Annotated in this window: 16 protein-coding genes; 11 read left to right on the top strand and 5 right to left on the bottom strand. The window is 63.1% G+C overall.

Features of this window, described 5'->3' with window-relative positions:
- Nucleotides 1–5: 5 nt before the first annotated feature.
- Both U5805_RS02755 and U5805_RS02750 read right to left on the bottom strand, forming a co-directional pair.
- Nucleotides 6–1,064 (bottom strand): ABC transporter substrate-binding protein, encoded by a 1,059-nt coding sequence (locus tag U5805_RS02755; protein WP_322101906.1) that lies wholly within the window; start codon nt 1,062–1,064, stop codon nt 6–8.
- A 16-nt stretch (nt 1,065–1,080) separates the two neighbouring features.
- The gene (locus tag U5805_RS02750) at nt 1,081–2,265 is read right to left on the bottom strand and encodes an ABC transporter ATP-binding protein (RefSeq protein ID WP_322101905.1); all 1,185 of its coding nucleotides are present in this window, start codon (nt 2,263–2,265) and stop codon (nt 1,081–1,083) included.
- Nucleotides 2,266–2,712: 447 nt separating this feature from the next.
- Between U5805_RS02750 and U5805_RS02745 the strand changes: the two genes are divergently transcribed.
- The 5 genes from U5805_RS02745 (at nt 2,713) to U5805_RS02725 (ending at nt 7,866) form a co-directional block, all read left to right on the top strand.
- Complete coding sequence (locus U5805_RS02745) at nt 2,713–3,753, top strand: TauD/TfdA family dioxygenase (protein WP_322101904.1); 1,041 nt, start codon at nt 2,713–2,715, stop codon at nt 3,751–3,753.
- Nucleotides 3,754–3,905: 152 nt separating this feature from the next.
- Nucleotides 3,906–5,006, top strand: a complete 1,101-nt coding sequence (locus U5805_RS02740; protein ID WP_322101903.1) for an ABC transporter ATP-binding protein — start codon at nt 3,906–3,908, stop codon at nt 5,004–5,006.
- On the top strand, nt 5,003–5,920 hold the full coding sequence (locus U5805_RS02735) for an ABC transporter permease (protein ID WP_322101902.1): 918 nt from the start codon (nt 5,003–5,005) through the stop codon (nt 5,918–5,920). The genes U5805_RS02740 and U5805_RS02735 overlap by 4 nt, the downstream gene beginning before the upstream one ends.
- The gene (locus tag U5805_RS02730; RefSeq protein ID WP_322101901.1) at nt 5,913–6,743 is read left to right on the top strand and encodes an ABC transporter permease; all 831 of its coding nucleotides are present in this window, start codon (nt 5,913–5,915) and stop codon (nt 6,741–6,743) included. The genes U5805_RS02735 and U5805_RS02730 overlap by 8 nt, the downstream gene beginning before the upstream one ends.
- A gap of 94 nt (nt 6,744–6,837) precedes the next feature.
- Nucleotides 6,838–7,866 (top strand): extracellular solute-binding protein, encoded by a 1,029-nt coding sequence (locus tag U5805_RS02725; RefSeq protein ID WP_322101900.1) that lies wholly within the window; start codon nt 6,838–6,840, stop codon nt 7,864–7,866.
- A gap of 58 nt (nt 7,867–7,924) precedes the next feature.
- Here the strand turns inward: U5805_RS02725 and U5805_RS02720 are convergent, their stop codons facing one another.
- Nucleotides 7,925–8,953 (bottom strand): isopenicillin N synthase family dioxygenase, encoded by a 1,029-nt coding sequence (locus U5805_RS02720; protein WP_322101899.1) that lies wholly within the window; start codon nt 8,951–8,953, stop codon nt 7,925–7,927.
- Between the two features lie 48 nt (nt 8,954–9,001).
- A complete protein-coding gene (locus U5805_RS02715) occupies nt 9,002–9,811 on the bottom strand; it encodes an alpha/beta hydrolase (protein ID WP_322101898.1) in 810 nt (269 codons plus the stop codon).
- A gap of 215 nt (nt 9,812–10,026) precedes the next feature.
- Between U5805_RS02715 and U5805_RS02710 the strand changes: the two genes are divergently transcribed.
- From U5805_RS02710 to U5805_RS02690, 5 genes are all read left to right on the top strand, one after another.
- Nucleotides 10,027–10,803, top strand: a complete 777-nt coding sequence (locus U5805_RS02710) for a GntR family transcriptional regulator (RefSeq protein ID WP_322101897.1) — start codon at nt 10,027–10,029, stop codon at nt 10,801–10,803.
- Between the two features lie 387 nt (nt 10,804–11,190).
- Nucleotides 11,191–11,823 (top strand): nitroreductase, encoded by a 633-nt coding sequence (locus U5805_RS02705; protein ID WP_322101896.1) that lies wholly within the window; start codon nt 11,191–11,193, stop codon nt 11,821–11,823.
- Nucleotides 11,820–12,821, top strand: a complete 1,002-nt coding sequence (locus U5805_RS02700) for a PDR/VanB family oxidoreductase (protein WP_322101895.1) — start codon at nt 11,820–11,822, stop codon at nt 12,819–12,821. The genes U5805_RS02705 and U5805_RS02700 overlap by 4 nt, the downstream gene beginning before the upstream one ends.
- 53 nt (nt 12,822–12,874) lie before the next feature.
- Nucleotides 12,875–13,825, top strand: coding sequence for a fumarylacetoacetate hydrolase family protein (locus U5805_RS02695; RefSeq protein WP_322101894.1), 951 nt, complete (start codon nt 12,875–12,877; stop codon nt 13,823–13,825).
- A 13-nt stretch (nt 13,826–13,838) separates the two neighbouring features.
- A complete protein-coding gene (locus U5805_RS02690) occupies nt 13,839–14,237 on the top strand; it encodes a RidA family protein (protein WP_322101893.1) in 399 nt (132 codons plus the stop codon).
- A gap of 69 nt (nt 14,238–14,306) precedes the next feature.
- Here U5805_RS02690 and U5805_RS02685 read toward each other — a convergent pair whose 3' ends face one another.
- The gene (locus U5805_RS02685) at nt 14,307–15,440 is read right to left on the bottom strand and encodes a TauD/TfdA family dioxygenase (RefSeq protein ID WP_322101892.1); all 1,134 of its coding nucleotides are present in this window, start codon (nt 15,438–15,440) and stop codon (nt 14,307–14,309) included.
- 270 nt (nt 15,441–15,710) lie between these two features.
- Here U5805_RS02685 and U5805_RS02680 point away from each other — a divergent pair, with 270 nt between their 5' ends.
- On the top strand, nt 15,711–16,811 hold the full coding sequence (locus tag U5805_RS02680; RefSeq protein ID WP_322101891.1) for an amidohydrolase family protein: 1,101 nt from the start codon (nt 15,711–15,713) through the stop codon (nt 16,809–16,811).
- Nucleotide 16,812: the final 1 nt, after the last annotated feature.

Below are 16,812 nucleotides of genomic sequence, written 5' to 3'. Positions count from 1 at the left end.
GCGCGCTAGCTGAGCAACCAGTCCTGCAGCCGTTCGAGTACCTTGTCGCGGTTGTCGGCCCACCACAGCTGATCCGATGGCGCCATGCCGCGGATGTTTTCCGGCGACGTGGCCAGCATCCGCGCGCGGTCGGGCGAAATGAACTGGTATGCTTTGCGATTGGTGGGCGCGTTGACGATCTGGTTGGAAAAAATCGCCTGCAGCTCCGGCTTCATGCAAAACCGGATAAATTTGCGCCCCAGGTCGGCGCGTGGACAACCGGCGGGAATTGACCATCCATCCATCGAGTACAGCCCCTCACTCCACACTAGCCGAATCGGAGATCCGCTCTCGATCGCCGCGTAAGCGCGCGAGCCCCAAGTGTCGCTCATCGCCACTTCGCCGCTTTGCAGAATCTGCGTATTCTGCGCACCCGTTGTCCACCATACGTTCACGTAAGGCTTGATCTTGTCGAGCATACGGAACGCGCGGTCGACGTCGAGCGGATACAGCTTGCTGGCGGGCACACCGTCGGCCATCAGTGCGGCTTCGAGTGTGCCGTTGCCGTTCTTGTAGAGGCCGCGCCGTCCGGGAAATTTCTTCACGTTCCAGTAGTCAGCCCAGGTCTGCGGCCCTGCACCGTTGGGAAACTTGTCGGTACGGTATGCAAGATTGTTGCTCCACACCGAAAACCCAACCCACGTAGGCGTGATCATGCCTGGCAGCAGATCCGGAAAGTCGTCGGGACGCATGTTTAGGTTCTCGACATATGACTTGGGACGGCTCAGATACACGAGCTGCCCAGGCGTCACGCTGCACACGTCCCAGATGAAGCTGCGCGTGTCGACCGCGAGCTTGAATTGCGTGGTTGGATCCGAATCGTGCGCGACGCCGATCACCTTGATGCCCGTTTCCTTTTCGAACGGCTCATAAAACGCCTTGCGAATCGCGTCGCCGGGTGCGCCGCCGACATCAGCGACGGTGATCTGCTGTGCGCCGAACGCACGGGCGCCGGTCCACACGTAGGGCGCGACGATACCCGCCGCCGAGGCTGCGATGAGGGTGCGTCGGTTTTTGAAATGCATTGACATGGCTGGTCTCTCAGGATCTGGGCAACAGGCGCACGCGATCAGGCGCCCACGTGATGCCGACGTGTTGACCGATGGTGGGATGCGCGAGCTCGGCGGTGCGCCTCACCGTCACAACGAGCCCGGACGCGAGTTCGATCAGCACGCGCGATTCCGAGCCGGCGTAGATGATCTCGTTGACCTTGCCGGATAGCAGCGCGGGTCCGTCGCTGATCCGTGCGTGCTCGGGCCGGATCACCGCCGCGAGCGCCGCACCAGGTTCGGCGCCCGTGACAGGAATGCCGCCGTCGGCCGTGACGAGCGACGTGCCGCTCGCGTCGACGGTGCCGTGCAGGACATTGCTGATGCCGATGAATTGCGCGGCCAGTAGCGTGCGCGGGGCTTCGTACAACTGCGCGGGCGTGCCGAACTGCTCGACGCGTCCCGCGTGCATCAGACAGATGCGGTCCGACAGCGCGAGCGCTTCTTCCTGATCGTGCGTGACGAACAGAAAGGTCGCGCCGGTTTGGCGATGCAGCCGCTTGATCTCGATCTGTAGTGTTTCGCGCAGCTTGCGGTCGAGCGCGCCGAGCGGTTCGTCCATCAGGATCAGTGATGGCTGGTAGACGAAGCAGCGCGCGAGTGCGACGCGCTGCTGCTGGCCGCCCGACAGCTCGCGCGGATAGCGCGCGGCGAAGCTCGCGAGGCCGACCAGTTCGAGCGCGTCGCCGACCCGCCGGCGGATCTCGGCGGACGGAACGCGCCGCACGTCGAGCGCGAACGCGACGTTCTCGCTGACGGTCATCTGCGGAAACAGCGCGTAGTTTTGAAACACCACGCCCATGCTGCGATTGCGCGCGGGCGTGTGGGTATGATCGACGCCGTCGATTAGCAGTTGCCCGGCGGTCGGCGGGACGAGACCGCAGACGGTCTGCAGCAGCGTGGTCTTGCCCGAACCGGACGCGCCGAGCAGCGTCACGAATTCGCCGCCCTTGATATCGAGGTCGGTGGGATGTAGTGCGACGAAGTCGCCATAGTGCTTGCTCAAGCCGCGCGCGACGAGCTTGGGCGTATCGGCTGCAGCAGCGGATGCGTTGGCCGGCACTGAGGCGCGTGCCGGTTTGCGCCGCAACAGCAGCGCGCCCAGCGCGCCAACCGGGCGCCGCCGCCGCTCGAGCGACTCGGGCAGCGCTGCGGGTAAGAGATCCTTGCTGACCATTCAGTTTCTCCGTTTGCGGGGAAAGCGCGTCGAATGCGATCGCCTCGTGGGGCAATTGGTATTCCAATAAGGTGTTCTATACATAAAACAGTGTCAATCGATTTTTGTCCAGACTACCCTTGTTGGGGATCGCGATCGATCGTTCAAACCAACCCCCGGTTTGCTGGATTGCACAATCCGGCGGGGTTTATGCGGTGGTTTTGACACTGGACCGCGCGCCGTCAGCGACCGGCAGCCGCCAACATGGCGATGCAAACGCGAAAGGCGTGCGCTGCAAAGCGCTTGCAAAATAGGCAATAATATATACATATTGGTATGCCAATGAGCTATACTGATCTCGAGAAACCGCCGTACCGGATCGTGTGACGAACTCATGAGCGACGAACACGGCCCACGGTTATCTGCCGGCGGCGGCGCGAGCTGACGGCATCCCACAGAGAGAAAGACATGAATATCCTTCGCGATACGATCGACCACCCGGCCGCCTGGCGCGGCGCAGATATCCAGTCGAAAGACGACATCACGGTGCGCTTCGAGCCGAAGCATTTGCAGGAAATCGATGTGGCCGTGCGCGCCGCGTCGCAAGCTGGGCACACGCTGGACACACTGCAGAACGCGCATTTCCCGCTCGATGCGACCGCGGCGCTGCTCGCGCAGGTGCGGGAGACGTTACGCGATGGCGCTGGCATCGTCGTGTTGTCGGGCATCGACGTGCAGCGTTATACGCAGGCCGAGATCGAGATGATCTACTGGGGGCTCGGCACGTATCTGGGTACGGGCGTATCGCAAAGCGTACTGGGTGACCGGCTCGGGCACGTGAAGGACTTCACCAGAACGGATCCGCATGCGCGCGCGTACCGCAACAATCAGGAACTTACGCCCCATACCGACCAGTCCGACATCGTCGGGCTGATGTGTCTGCGCACCGCGCGCTCCGGCGGCATGTCGATCGCGACGAGTGCGATCGCGGTGCACAACGCGCTCGTCGAGCGCTTTCCCGAGTACCTCGAACCGCTGCACCTGGGTTTCCACTATCATCGGCGCGGCGAGCAATTGCCGGGCGAAGATCCGGTAACGCCGTATCGTGTGCCGGTGTTCTCGTGGCATGACGGACATCTGAGCTGTCGCTACGTGCGCTCGTACATCGAGACCGCAGCGCGCGAAAGCGGTGGTCCGCTGAGCAAATTGGAGACCGAGGCGCTGAATTGTCTCGAACGGCTGACCTACGAGCTCGCGTTCGGGTTCAGCCTCGCGCCAGGCGACATCTACCTGATCAACAACTACACCGTGCTGCACGCGCGCACGGCGTTCGAGAACTGGCCGGAGCCCGAGCGCAGCCGCCATTTACTGCGGCTGTGGCTGGTCGCCGACGGCTGGCGCCCACTCGATCCGCGCCTCGATGCTGCGCGGCACGGCATCAGTGCGCAGCCGGGCAAGACGCCTTCGTTCGAGCGTGCGTTCGGACAAGGGCGCATCGCGACCCGATAGCGTCGTTCGCGCGGCGCCGCTGAGCTGGGTCTAGCCGCCGCACCGCGCTCGCACATGTCGTTGGTCATCCTGATCTAAACAGAGTGGCCGCTGTGCCGATGTTGGCGGCGCGGCGACGCGCCGTGTCCCCCTCATTCGGAAGCGCAATCGGCATGAGCGAACCTATTCTGGAACTGGCCGGCGTGAGTATCTGCTACGGCGGCACGCAGGTCGTCTCCGACGTCAACCTGTCGGTCGCGGACGGCGAGTTCGTGTCGCTGCTCGGACCGAGCGGCAGCGGCAAGACCTCGCTGCTGCGCGCGATCGCAGGCTTCGTCACGCCGTCGACGGGAGATGTGCGACTGAACGGCAAGCGCATCAATGGTGTGCCCGCGTTCCGGCGCGACATCGGTATGGTGTTCCAGAGCTATGCGCTGTTTCCGCACATGACGGTCGAGCAGAACCTGAGCTTCGGCCCGCGGATGCTGGGCGTGCCGAAAGAACAGATCCGCCGCCGCGTCGACGAGGCGCTCGATCACGTTCGTCTGACAGGTCTGAAGGACCGCTATCCAAAGGATCTCTCGGGCGGCCAGCAGCAACGCGTCGCGATCGCGCGGGCGCTCGCGGTACGGCCCGCGCTGCTGCTGATGGACGAGCCGATGTCGAACCTCGACGAACGGCTGCGCGCGCAGATGCGCATCGACCTGATCGCGCTGCTCAGGCACGTCGGCATCACGACGGTCTGCGTCACGCACAACCAGCAGGAAGCGCTGGCGATGTCGGATCGCATCTTCGTGATGGTCGACGGCAGGATCCGCCAGAGCGGCACGCCGCTCGACGTCTATCGGCGTCCCGCCGACCGCTGCGTGGCGGATTTCGTCGGCGACATCAACGTGCTGAAGAGTGCGCGCAGCCGGCACGAGGCGGGCCGCGTGCGCTTCGAGACCACGCTCGGCGTTCACGTGATCGGCGTGCCGGCCGACGATCACCGCGACGGACCGAGCCTGTTGCTGATTCGCCCCGAAGATGTCGAGATCGTCCTCGATGCATGTTCCGGCGACGGCGCCAACGAGATCGACGGTGTGATCGCGGGATGCGCGTATATGGGCTCGCATCTGGAAATTCACGTCACGGCGTGCGCGCAGGCATTCGTCGCGCGCGTGCCGGCAACCGAAGCACATCGCGCGTTGCGCGCGCAGGACGCGGTGCGGCTGCGCTGGCGGCCGGAATCGGTGATCTGTCTGTTCGACGCCATCGCGCAGGTGAACGCATGATCGCCAACACACTGGTCGTCCAGACGGGGCGTGCCGCTCGCACTGGATGTTCGCCGCGCGTTCGCAGTGTTACCGCGCTGGCGATCCTGTTGCCGGTCGCGCTGTGTCTGCTGCTGTTCGGCATTGCGCTCGCTGGTCTGCTGATCGACGGCTTTCATGCGCCGGCAAGCGGTAGCGCGCAGCCGTCCGCGGCGTGGACGTTCGCGAACTTCAGCCGCGTGTTCGGCGATCCGCTGTACCGCGACACGATGACGAGCACGCTGCGGCTCTCGGTGCTAACCACTGCTGCGAGCCTCGTGCTGGGTTTGCCCATCAGCTTCTGGATGAACCGCGGTGAGTCGCGCCGTGTGCGCTCGGTGCTGATCATGCTGGTTGCGGTGCCGTTCCTGACGAGCCTCGTCGTGCGTCTGTACGCGCTGATGCTGCTGCTCGGCAACGCCGGCCTGATCAACCAGTTGTTGCGCGCGGGGGGCATCGTCGCGCCGGGCAGCTTTTTTCCACTGATCCGCAATCCATTGAGCGTGCTAATCGGCCTGACGTATTTCGTGTTGCCGTTCGTGATCTTCACGCTGTCCGGCAGTTTCCGCCGTCACGACCGCACGCTCGCCGAAGCGGCGCAGACGCTCGGCGCCGACGAGTGGATGACGCTGTGGCACGTGCAGTTGCCGCTGTTGATGCCGGGTATCGCGGCGGCCGGCACGCTCGCGTTCGTGCTCGCGAGCACCGCGTTCGCGACTCCACTGATCCTTGGCGGTAGCGCGGTGCGCATGCTCGGCAACGCGATCTACGACGAGGCGATGGTGTCACAGAACATGGCGACCGCCGCCTCGCTGAGCCTGATCGCGCTGGTGCTGACGGTCGGCTGTCTGGCTCTGGTGGCGTTGCTGGGCAGAAGGAGGCGCGCACATGGCTAGGTCCTGTTCCGCGCCACGCGCCGCGCTGCGCGTCACCGCGCTGTCCACTGCGTGGGCGCTGCGCATCGTCTGTCTGGTGTTGCTGCTCGCGCCGATCGTGTTGGTGATCTATCTCTCGTTCGGCGCGGACAGCTACACGGTGATACCGCCGAGCGCGTATTCGCTGCGCTGGTATCGCAACATCGCGGGGCAGGACGCCATCGTGTCCGGATTCCTGACGAGCGTGGAGGTCGCGGCCATCGCGACACCGGCGTCCGTGCTGATTGGCGCCGCCGCGGCGTATGGCGTGTGGCGTTCTCCGTCGCGTCACGCGCGGCGATGGATTCCGCTTTTCATGGCGCCGGTGATGCTGCCGCTGGTCGTGACCGGGCTCGCGTTGCTGTCGTTCTATGCGCGCATCCATTTCTATGGCGGCTTCGTCAACATCGTCATCGCGCACGTGCTGATCACGTTTCCGTACAGTCTGCGCGCGGTGCTCGCGGCGCTGGACCGCTACGACCGCCGGCTCGACGAAGCGGCGGCGAGCGTCGGCGTCGGCGAGTGGTCGACGGTGCTGCACGTCACGTTGCCGTCGATCCACGCCGGCGTGTTTGCCGCCGCGCTCTTCACGTTCGTGATGTCGTTCGACGACTTCGCGGCGACGATCTTCCTGATCACGCCCGACACCACGACCCTGCCGATCGCGATCTACCAGTACATGCAATTCAATCTCGATCCGACCGTGTCGGCGGTCTCGGCGGTTCAGATCGCCGTAATCCTGATCGCGGTGCTGATCGCGGACCGCTTCATCGGCCTGGAAAAAGTGGTCGGGCTGGAAGTGTGACGGGCGAGTTGTTCAATTAGGTCCGAGCCTTCACCTGATGTCAGGCGAGGTTCTTCACAGGAGTCTTCAGATGAAACGCAATCTGCTCGGCGGCATGCTCGCCGCGTTGAGTTGTCTGTTGGCCGTTCCTGCCGCGCATGCGGCCGATACGGAGATCGTGCTTGCAACGTGGGGCGGCAGCTGGGGCGCGGCGATCGATCGCAACGCGATCAAACCGTTCGAGCAGGAAACTGGCATCAAGGTGCGCGTGATTTCCGGCGTGTCACTGGCCAACATGCGGATGGTGGCGTCGCAGCGTGCCCATCCGCAGATCGACCTGATCATGTCGACGTCGCAGGACGAGGTGCGCGCATACAACGATGGGTTGCTCGATGCGATCGACGTGAAAGACGTGCCGAACCTCGCGGCGATTCCGCCGTTCGGCGTGCGCCGCGACGGGAAGGGCCGTGCGATGGGTGCGGGCATGTGGGTGTATCCGTACGGGATTGCCTATCGCACCGATCAGAAGCTGCCCGACGTCAAATGCTGGAACGATCTGTGGGGCCCGGCGTTCAAGGATAAGGTAGGCGTATCGTCGCCGCGATACATGAACGGCTATTTCCTGCTGATGATCAACCGCATCGCGGGCGGCACCGAGGCCAACGTGCAGCCGGGGCTCAATCGCATTCACCAGATGGGCGCCAATCTGCTCGCCGTGATCGACGATTCTGCGGCGCAGCAGCGTCTGCTCGCGTCGGGCGAGGTATCCGCCGTACCGATTATCTCGAGCGCCGCATACAAGCTGGTGGATTCAGGCGCGCCGGTGCGCTTCGTGATTCCGTGCGAAGGCGCGCCGGCCGGGCTCGATACCTTGTCGCTGGTGAAGAACGCACCACATCGGGACGCCGCGCTGAAGTTCATGGACTTCTACACGAGTGCGAAGATCATCGGCTCGGTCGCGGCGGAATTGCAGATCCAGCCGGTCAACGATCAGGTGACCGTGTCCGATGCCCAGCGGAAATACACGCTGACGAAAGATCAGATGGCAAAGCTTGTCTCGTTCGACGACCAGAGCGTGATCCGCAATCAGGATGCGTGGACCGCTGCGTGGGACCGCGAAATCGCCCCAATGACGAAGCGCTGATCGAGCCGATCGCCGTGCTGGCGGATCAGGGCCGCCGGCATGGCGAGGCGTTCATGCGTTATACGGTCTGCTGCCGGTCGCGCGACGGCCAGATGCGGTGATACAGGCGCGTCAGGATCTCGCCGCAGGTGTCGTTCGCGTCGGGATCGACGGTCGTGTGGAACACCGGCGCCGCAGTCGCCGCGCGCTTTTCGAGAATCGGCGCGATGATCGTGTCGTAGCCGGGATTGAGGAAAAACGGCAGCGAGTAGCGCTCCTTGCCGTAGCGGTTGATCACGCGATGCGGCGTGGCGAGGAAGCGTCCGTTCGACCACACCTTCATCATCTCGCCGAGGTTGATCACGAAGCTGCCGGCGAGCGGCGGCACGGCGACCCATTCGCCCTCGCGATCCATGATTTCCAGCCCGCCGGTATCGTCCTGCGCGAGCAGCGTAAACACGCCATTGTCGGTGTGCGGACGCGTGCCGAAACGTTCGACGTCGCTCACCGGCGGCTGCGGCGGATAGTGGATGAAACGGAGCAGCGAGATCGGACGTTCGAAATAGCGGACGAACGTGTCTTCCGGCAGATCGAGACCGAGCGCGATCACGCGCATCATGTCGCTGGCGAGCTGTGTGGCGGTGTGTGCATACGCGATTGCCTCGTCGCGCAGCGCTGGCAGCGCGGACGGCCACACGTTCGGTTCGTGGAGCGGTTTGCCCGCCAGCACGTCCGCGTCCTCGGGCGCGCGCTCGTGCCACACATGGAAGCTTTCGAGCAGGTTGCCCGTCATCTGCCGGTCGCCGCCGATCATTTTCATCGGTAGATAGCCGCGGTAGTCGCGCGAATTCGCCATCGACAGCGCGAGCTTGTCCTGTTGCGGCAGCGCGAAGAAGCGCTCGCCCAGCTCGAACATGCGCGCGATCCGAGCCGCGCTCACGCCATGATTGACGATGTAGAAGAAACCGACGTCCTCGCAGACAGCCGCGATCTGCTTGCCGAGCCGGCGGCGCACGCCGAGGTCGGCATCGCGAAGCGTGGCGAGATCGATTACGGGCACCGGGCGGTCCGTGGGGGCAGTATGGGCGGTGTGCGGAACGTCGTTCATGGCGGGTTTCCGGTGGATGACAGGGTGAGCGGGGAGCGTCGCGGCGCGCTAGGTCTGAGCGAGAAGGAACGCCAGCGCTTTTTGCGTGAATGCGTCGGCGTTGAAATTGAGGATGCGGTGCGGGCTGCCGTCGAAGATATCGAGCGTCGAACCATGAATGCCCCGGTGCAGCCGTTCGGCGTACGACGGCGGCATCACCGGATCGTCGGTGCCGACCGCGATCCACGTTGGACAACGGATCTGATCCAGACGCGCCGACGTGTCGTGCGACAGGATCGCGCGATAGTGGCCGATCAGCCCGGTGCGCGACGGTGCACTGTCGCCTTGCCAGCGTGCGGCGCGTTTGGCGATTTCGTTGCGCACGGTGGTTTCGTTCGCGTTGATGTAGTCGGTGCCGAACGCGGAGAACGCGCTGAACAGCGCCCACATGGCAGGCATCGCATGCTCGACGATGTCGACGAGAATATCGTAGCGCAAACGCAGATACGGATCAGGGCGGTCGTAGCTCGCATAGAGCGAAAGGCTTTTCACCCGCTTTGGCGCGCAAATGGCAAGCTCTTGACCGATCGCGCCGCCGAGCGAGTATCCGCCCACATGCGCGGATTCGATCCCGAGCGCGTCGAGCAATGCGAGCGCATCCTTCGCCATGCCGGCCGTCGTGTAGCCGTCGACGGTGATACTGCTCGCGCCAACGCCGCGCAGGTCGTACACGATGCACGTGAAGTACGGCGCGAACTGGCGCAACTGCTCGTCGAAGCAGGTGTGATCCATGCCATTGCCCGCGATCAGCAGCAGCGGAGGCCCTTCGCCCATGCTGCGGTAGAACGTGTCAACCTGATTGGCGGCAACGAAGGGCATGTGCGGCTCCGCGTGAAAGTGGCGAGCGGTCAGCATAGCACGCGGACGCTACAAAGGTATACTGCGATGGCATGCCAATAGACGTGTATTGCGGGAACGACAACGGCGCCGGGCGACCAGTGCTTCGGTATATACTTGCGGAATACCGTTCGCCGTGTCATGGCGCGCGCCGATTGCGCGTCCATCGCGCGCCCGGACCACTATCGGACCTTGCTATGTCTACCGTCGCAGACCTGATTTTCGATGACGTCGTTCGCGACATCCTGCTTGGCGCGATCCGCCCGCGCGACCATATTTCCGAACGTGACCTGGTCGCGCGCTTTGGCGTCAGTCGTACGCCGGTACGCGAGGCGCTCAAACGTCTGTTCGAGCGCGGTTTCGTGGATTCCGGACCGAAGGGAGTGGCGATCGTCGCCGAAATCGACCCCGAGGAATTGCGCAGCCTCTACGACCTGCGCATCGAACTCGAAGGCTATGCGGCCGGGCTGACCGTCGAGAACATCAGCAACGCGCAGATCGACGAGCTGAACCGTATCAACAAACGATTCGCTGCCGCGCTCGCCGACCGCGATCTGATGCGCATGCTTGACGTGCGTGCGGAATTTCATGCGCTGACGTCATCGGCGACGAAGAACAAATGGCTGGCGCAGATTCTCGTGATGCTGCGCGACAAGGCCTATACGGTGCGCCACTGGCATTGGCAGGATGCGGATCGCGCGAATCAGACTCGCAAGATTCACGAGGAAATGGTGCAGGCGCTGCGCCGCCGCGACGCGCAGATATACCGTGAACTGGTGGTCCAGCAGATCGAGGCGGCAATTATCAGCTACGAGGGCCAGTTGCGCGCGCGACCGCGCATCGTCAGTTCGGAGTCGGAGGCGCGCAAGCGCACGGTGTCGCGGCTGTCGTCGGCGCAAGGGAGCGAATCCGGCTTGAACCGCGATGCCGCGCCCACCGAAAAGAAGCGCCGCACGCGCGCAACCATCGAGTGATGTAGGCGCTCGCAGGTGGCCTGACCGAAGCTGCCCGTCTTTCACGCCGCATTTCACGCTATAACATCTGTCTGTACGGTCGCCCGATATCGCGCGGCCGTACAGGCGTTTCTCCTTCCCGCGTTTTCTCCTGTGTCCGAGCGCTGCGTCAGCCAAAGCCGAAGTGTCCGCCGACGTACCCCCCGCGTCATTCTGATCTCTCTCCCTCTGCCGCAAGCCTCAGCACGCCTTCGATCGCACGTCTCGCAGCGTCTGATAAAATGCATCGACATATTTTTGTGTATGTTGCATTGGTATGCCAATAACAATATACTCGGTAGCATCAGTTGATGCTGGATGCCTGTTCGCGCCGCCTCAACGGTTACCCACCGTTCACCGGAACATGCCATGCAAATCGAGTACTTCAGAGGCACAGAGTCCGTCGCTCTAAATGGCGGCGGCATGCAGTCGTCACACCCGGTGTCGCTGCACGAAGCGATTCAGCGGCGTCGCTCCGTCTACGCGTTCCTGAACGCACCGGTGCCACGCGGCGTCGTCGAGCGTGCGCTCGATCTCGCCGTGCTCGCGCCTTGTCATCATCAGACGCATCCTTGGCGCTTTTTCGTCTTCGAAGGCGCGGGGCGCGAGCGTCTCGCCACTGCGTACAAGGCGGCGGCGGAGCGGCTGGGCATGTTGCCGGAGAAAGCGATCCAGCGCGCGTACGACGCACCGGTGATGATCGCGATCGTCTGCCAGCCGATGCTCAAGCATCCGCGCGTCAAGCAATGGGAGGAAGAGTTCGCGACCACGGCGGCGACACAAACGCTGATGCTCGCGCTGTCGGCGGCGGGTGTGGGCACCTTGCTGACGACCGGCAGCCTGCCAGAGTCGGTCGAGGTGCGGCGCCTCCTCGGACTCGATCAGCCCGAGGCGAAGATGATGGGTGTGCTGAACGTCGGCTATCGCAATCCAGAACGTCCGTTGATGGCGCGTCCGGCCGCGTCGGCCTCCGCGGCAACGCACTGGATCAGCGCATCATGAGCATGCTGGCGGCGGTGGCGTCCGTTACGCCCGATCCGGCATGGCTCGACGTGCGGGTTCGCTCGGTGCAGCAGGAAGCGCGTAACGTGCGGCTCATCGAACTGCAGGCGCTCGCCGGTGAGTTGCCGGCCTTCGAGCCGGGCGCGCATATCGCGGTCGACTGCGGCGAAGGGCGGATTCGCCATTACTCGCTGTGCGGGCCGCTCGACGATCGTGCGGTATATCGTCTTGGCGTCAAGCTGGAAGCCGACGGTCGCGGCGGCAGCCAGTGGTTGTGGAATCACGCGAATACGGGTGCTGCATTGCGCGTGTCGGCGCCGCGTAATAACTTTCCGCTGGTGTGCGGCAAGCCGCACTATCTGTTCCTGTCGGGCGGCATCGGTGTGACGCCGGTGATCGCGATGCTCGATCGTCTGCGCGATCTCGGCGTGCGCGCACGGCATGTACATATGTGCCGGACGTGGGACGATCTCGCATTCAATCAGTATTTCGAAGAAAATCGGATCGTGCACGACGTGCACGTCCATGTCGATGCTTCGGAACACGGCTTTTACGATCTCCACGCGGAGCTGGCGTCGGCTGCGCCCGATACGGAAGTGTATTGCTGCGGTCCGGCGCCGATGATGGAAGCGGTATATGCGTTCGCGCAGACATCGGGACGCGCCAGCCGGTTTCATTTCGAGTTCTTCGCGCCGCCGGCCGCGTCGGCGTCGGCGGCGCAGCCGGGCGGCTGCGAGTTCGTCGTCGTGCAGAACAGCACGGGCCGCGAGATCCCGGTGCGTGAAGACCAGACGATGCTGTCGGCGCTTCGTGAGGCGGGCGTCAGCGTGCAAAGCGAATGTGAATACGGCGTATGCGGGTGGTGCGCGACACGCGTGCTGGCCGGCGAACCGCACCATCTCGATTCTTATCTGACGGATGCCGAGCGCACCGCGAAGAATATCGTGCTGCCGTGCGTATCCCGATGCAGCGGCGGCAAACTGGTGCTCGATCTGTAGCGTGTCGCTACGTCACAAGGCGGTGTGGCCGCCGTTCCCAATCAAGGACAACGATGAAGCTGGCTACCTTCGTATTGCAGAAAGACCCGCACACCACGCGTATCGGCTTGCTGGCGAACGATGCGCTGATCGATATCCAGTTGGCGCTGCTGGCGATTTCCCCGTTGTCGGCACTGCCGATCCATTCACTGAAGCACCTACTCGAACTCGGCGACGACGGCATGAAAGTGGCGCGCGCAGTGGAGCGCCATGCGTCGGGCGCTGATCGCCACATGTTGGCCGCGGCCAGTTTCACGCTTGACGAGATCGCATTCTTGCCACCGGTGACCGACGCGGGAAAGTTTCTGTGTGTCGGAAAAAACTATCGGACGCATCTGGCTGAGCTGGAAAGAACCGGCTTGATCAAGGAAAAGCCGGCGGAGCCGACTGGCTTCATCAAATTGAATTCGTGTCTCACCGGGCATCGCCGCGATGTGGTGCGGCCGGCCACCGTAACGAAGCTGGATTACGAGCCGGAGTTGGTATTCGTGATCGGCAAGCGTGCTTTCGAGGTCGCGCCGGAAAGCGGTCTGGAGTATGTGGCGGGCATCACGCTGCTGAACGACCTGACGTGCCGCGACACGCAGAAGCGCGAGGTCGTGTCCGGATCGCGCTTCTGGACCGGAAAGAACGCGCCGGGTTTCGGTCCGCTCGGCCCGTATCTGATCACGCTCGATGAAGTGCCCGATCCGTACGACTTGTGGGTATCGTGCAGCGTCAATGGCGAGCAGCGCATGCGGGTGAATACGTCGGAGCAGATCTGGAGGCTGCCCGCCATCATCGCGCACTTCTCACGGCTCATGCCGCTCGAACCGGGCGACATGATTTCCACTGGCGCGCCAGGCGGCGTCGCGGTCGGCAAGGAAAACGCAGAGAGTCTGTTTCTGAAACCCGGCGATGTCGTCGAATGCGCATTCGAATCGCCACAGATGGTGTTGTCCAACCGAATCATCGCGCCACACTAACCAGGAAAACGACATGACTCGCATCACGCGGGGCGACCCGCCCAATTTGACCAATGTCCGCAAGATGATCTACCACCACTACATTCGCGTCGACGAGCCGCAATCGCTGATCTTCCTGTCCGGACAGCTATCGCGCGACGTCAATGGACAGTTGGTGGGCGCCGGCGACATGGCCGAGCAGACGCGCCAGTGCATCCGCAACATGCGCACCGTGCTCGAAGCCGCGGGTGGATCGCTCGAAGACATCGTATCGATCGTCGTGTACACCACCGATATCCGGCAGTTCAAGGAGATCGTTGCGTCGCGCACGGAGTTTTTCGTCGCCAATCTGCCGACCAGCACGATCGTCGAGGTCAATCATCTGGCCGATCCGGGCCTGCTGATCGAATTCCAGGCAACCGCCGCACTGTAGGCAAAACCGCGGGTTCATGACGAACGCTTCAAATGATTCGTCATTCGAAGCGTTTTCGCACGCCTCACTTCAGACATCGCTTTGCGTGCGCCAGCGAGCCCGTTCGTCATCACCCCAGCCCGCGGCTTGCCAATCGTCGAAGGCGAAGCGTTGGCCGCTGGCATGCCGGATACCGCCGCGCGGGTTCCCGTGCGGCGTGTCGCCGAACAGCGCGCGCATCGGCGGTGGCAGCGGCGCGCCATCGGGCACGGTCAGCCACAGGCGCAGCAACGTGCGCTTTTTCTCGTGCTCGCTGTGATCGCGGTAATCGGTGCGCGCGTGATAAATCGTGTGGTTGTTGAAGAACTGGACGTCGCCACGACGCAGTTCGACGCTGATGCTGTGCTCGTCCGCGAGCCGCGCCAGCGCATCGAGTGCCTGGCGTTGCGTCGGATCGAGTGGCGGCACGCCGGCGAGCTTCTGTGCGTTGTCGATGAATGTTCGCGAAAAGAGACTTGATAGCCGGCCATCGTACTGCCCGAAAATCGGACAGGCGTAATAGGGCATTTCGCCCGTCACCTCTTCGCCTTGCCTGCTGAAATAAAACGGCCGATACAGCGCGGCGAGCAGTTCGGGCGCTTCGTCGAGCAGCGCGTTGTGAACGGTGGCCGAGCTGACGATCTTGCTATGGCCGCCCTCCAGCGCGCCGCGCACACACATTAACGCGAGTACGTCGCATTGGTCGGTATGAAATCGCAGTGCGCCCGGCGAGCGAAACGCGCGTGCGGTCGGATCGCCGACTTTTTCTCCGACGTCACGCACCTCGGCGAGCAGCTCGAGCTTCCGGCTCTGGTTGACCGGCATACCCAGCTGCAGGCCGATTCCCCAGAACAGTAGCTTGCAGTCGTTGTCGGAGAGGGTGTCGAGCGGCAGTCCGCGCAGCAGCATGAAGCCGCGCCCCGCCTGTAGCGCGGATGCCAGGTTGCGAAACAGAGGCTGTAGACCCGGCACGAGGAACTGATCGCGGCGCATCTGTCCTGGCGTCAAACGCTGCTCCTGTGCCGAGCGTAGCGCCTGCATCAGATCCTCGATTTGCGCGGTGTTCAGCGTGTGCGCGAAAGTCTCCGTCGCGCGGTAGTCGTCGGGTTGCCAGGCATAAGGTCCTTCCACGCGTCCTGGCGTGGTGGACGGCGGTGCAGAGGATTCGGCGGCGGGTTGCGTCATGGCGGGGGTCTCCTTTGCGGCGGTTGCGGATAGGGCGCATTCAGCGTTCAACGTTCGGCACATCTATGGGATACGCCAATGCATCACTGCGCGAGCGGAAATGCGCCCAGTCGCATTGGGGACCGGTGTGATCGAGGCAGGTCAATAGCGCCGGTAGACACTAAAGGGGAAGCCATCCCAAACAAATCACTTGCTGCGCATTTTGACAAAATATACACTGAATTGGTATGCCAATGAAGTATACCTTAATTGCTTATCAAGGAACCCCTCATGAAGAACCTGATCATCTCGGCTGATTCTCACGTGTTCGAACCGAATGACTTGTGGAGCAAGGCGCTCGGCGAGCGTTTCGGTGACGAAGTTCCGCATGCTGTGACGCGTTTCGAAGGTCACGAGGGCTCGTTCTTTTACGTCGGCCGTCCGGGCGAGGCCGCGAAGATGGACGAACTGGTGGCGGCCGACAACGTCGACCGCCGCCTTGAGGATCTGGCGAAGGCGGGCAGCGACCCGGTGTATCGCCTGCAACTGATGGATAGCGACGGCATCCAGGCCGAAGTGCTGAATCCGACCTGGGGCCTGTGGATTCCGCGCATGCCGAATGGCGCGGCGCGTAACGCGTGCGCCGAGGTCTACAACGACTGGATCATGGAATATTGCGCGCACGACCTGAAGCGCCTGCTGGCCGTCGCGATGATCCCGATCATCGACGTGGAGTGGGCGGTCGGCGAACTGCATCGTGTGATCAGGCGCGGCGCGCGCGGCGTGATGATCGGTACGAGCCCGGTGGATGGCGCGCCGCCGTATCGCGATCGCAAATACGATCCGTTCTGGGCTGCTGCGGAGGAGGCGGGGTTGCCAGTCACGCTGCACATCGTCACCGGCAGCGTCCGCGATCCGTTCACGTATCACGGCGACAAGGAGCGCGAGGACGTGCCCGCGAGCTTCATCGAGTTGTTCCACGAGATTCAACCTGCGCTGGCCAACGAGTTTATTTTTGGCGGCATCTTCGATCGTTTTCCGCGCCTGAAGGTATTTCTGTCGGAGTACGACGCATCGTGGCTCCCGATCCTCAAGTACCGCGTTAACCGCATCCAGACGTTTCCTGGCTTCGACAAGCTGAAAAAAAAGCCGGCGAGTCGCTATATCGAAGAAAACATCTTCGCGGGCATCATCAACGATCCGCTTGCTGCCAAGCTGCGCAAGGAGATCGGCATCGACCAGATCATGTGGGGCTCGGATTTCCCGCACCCGCCGTGTCCGTACCCGAACACCACGCAGAACATAGACCGTGTGCTCGGCGATATGTCGCCCGAAGAGCGTTTCAAGGTGGTGGCGGGAAATTGCGCCAGGCTCTACAACATCGAACTGTGAT

The organism is Paraburkholderia sp. J41, from assembly GCF_905220235.1.
GTDB lineage: Bacteria > Pseudomonadota > Gammaproteobacteria > Burkholderiales > Burkholderiaceae > Paraburkholderia.
Note: the sequence above shows the minus strand (reverse complement) of the source record. Positions and strands in the feature narration are given on the sequence as shown.

Bases quoted from the DNA above. Each gene is read 5' to 3' on its own strand.
- U5805_RS02755 (WP_322101906.1), bottom strand. From the start codon at position 1,064: ATGCATTTCAAAAACCGACGCACCCTCATCGCAGCCTCGGCGGCGGGT.
- U5805_RS02750 (WP_322101905.1), bottom strand. From the start codon at position 2,265: ATGGTCAGCAAGGATCTCTTACCCGCAGCGCTGCCCGAGTCGCTCGAG.
- U5805_RS02745 (WP_322101904.1), top strand. From the start codon at position 2,713: ATGAATATCCTTCGCGATACGATCGACCACCCGGCCGCCTGGCGCGGC.
- U5805_RS02740 (WP_322101903.1), top strand. From the start codon at position 3,906: ATGAGCGAACCTATTCTGGAACTGGCCGGCGTGAGTATCTGCTACGGC.
- U5805_RS02735 (WP_322101902.1), top strand. From the start codon at position 5,003: ATGATCGCCAACACACTGGTCGTCCAGACGGGGCGTGCCGCTCGCACT.
- U5805_RS02730 (WP_322101901.1), top strand. From the start codon at position 5,913: ATGGCTAGGTCCTGTTCCGCGCCACGCGCCGCGCTGCGCGTCACCGCG.
- U5805_RS02725 (WP_322101900.1), top strand. From the start codon at position 6,838: ATGCTCGCCGCGTTGAGTTGTCTGTTGGCCGTTCCTGCCGCGCATGCG.
- U5805_RS02720 (WP_322101899.1), bottom strand. From the start codon at position 8,953: ATGAACGACGTTCCGCACACCGCCCATACTGCCCCCACGGACCGCCCG.
- U5805_RS02715 (WP_322101898.1), bottom strand. From the start codon at position 9,811: ATGCCCTTCGTTGCCGCCAATCAGGTTGACACGTTCTACCGCAGCATG.
- U5805_RS02710 (WP_322101897.1), top strand. From the start codon at position 10,027: ATGTCTACCGTCGCAGACCTGATTTTCGATGACGTCGTTCGCGACATC.
- U5805_RS02705 (WP_322101896.1), top strand. From the start codon at position 11,191: ATGCAAATCGAGTACTTCAGAGGCACAGAGTCCGTCGCTCTAAATGGC.
- U5805_RS02700 (WP_322101895.1), top strand. From the start codon at position 11,820: ATGAGCATGCTGGCGGCGGTGGCGTCCGTTACGCCCGATCCGGCATGG.
- U5805_RS02695 (WP_322101894.1), top strand. From the start codon at position 12,875: ATGAAGCTGGCTACCTTCGTATTGCAGAAAGACCCGCACACCACGCGT.
- U5805_RS02690 (WP_322101893.1), top strand. From the start codon at position 13,839: ATGACTCGCATCACGCGGGGCGACCCGCCCAATTTGACCAATGTCCGC.
- U5805_RS02685 (WP_322101892.1), bottom strand. From the start codon at position 15,440: ATGACGCAACCCGCCGCCGAATCCTCTGCACCGCCGTCCACCACGCCA.
- U5805_RS02680 (WP_322101891.1), top strand. From the start codon at position 15,711: ATGAAGAACCTGATCATCTCGGCTGATTCTCACGTGTTCGAACCGAAT.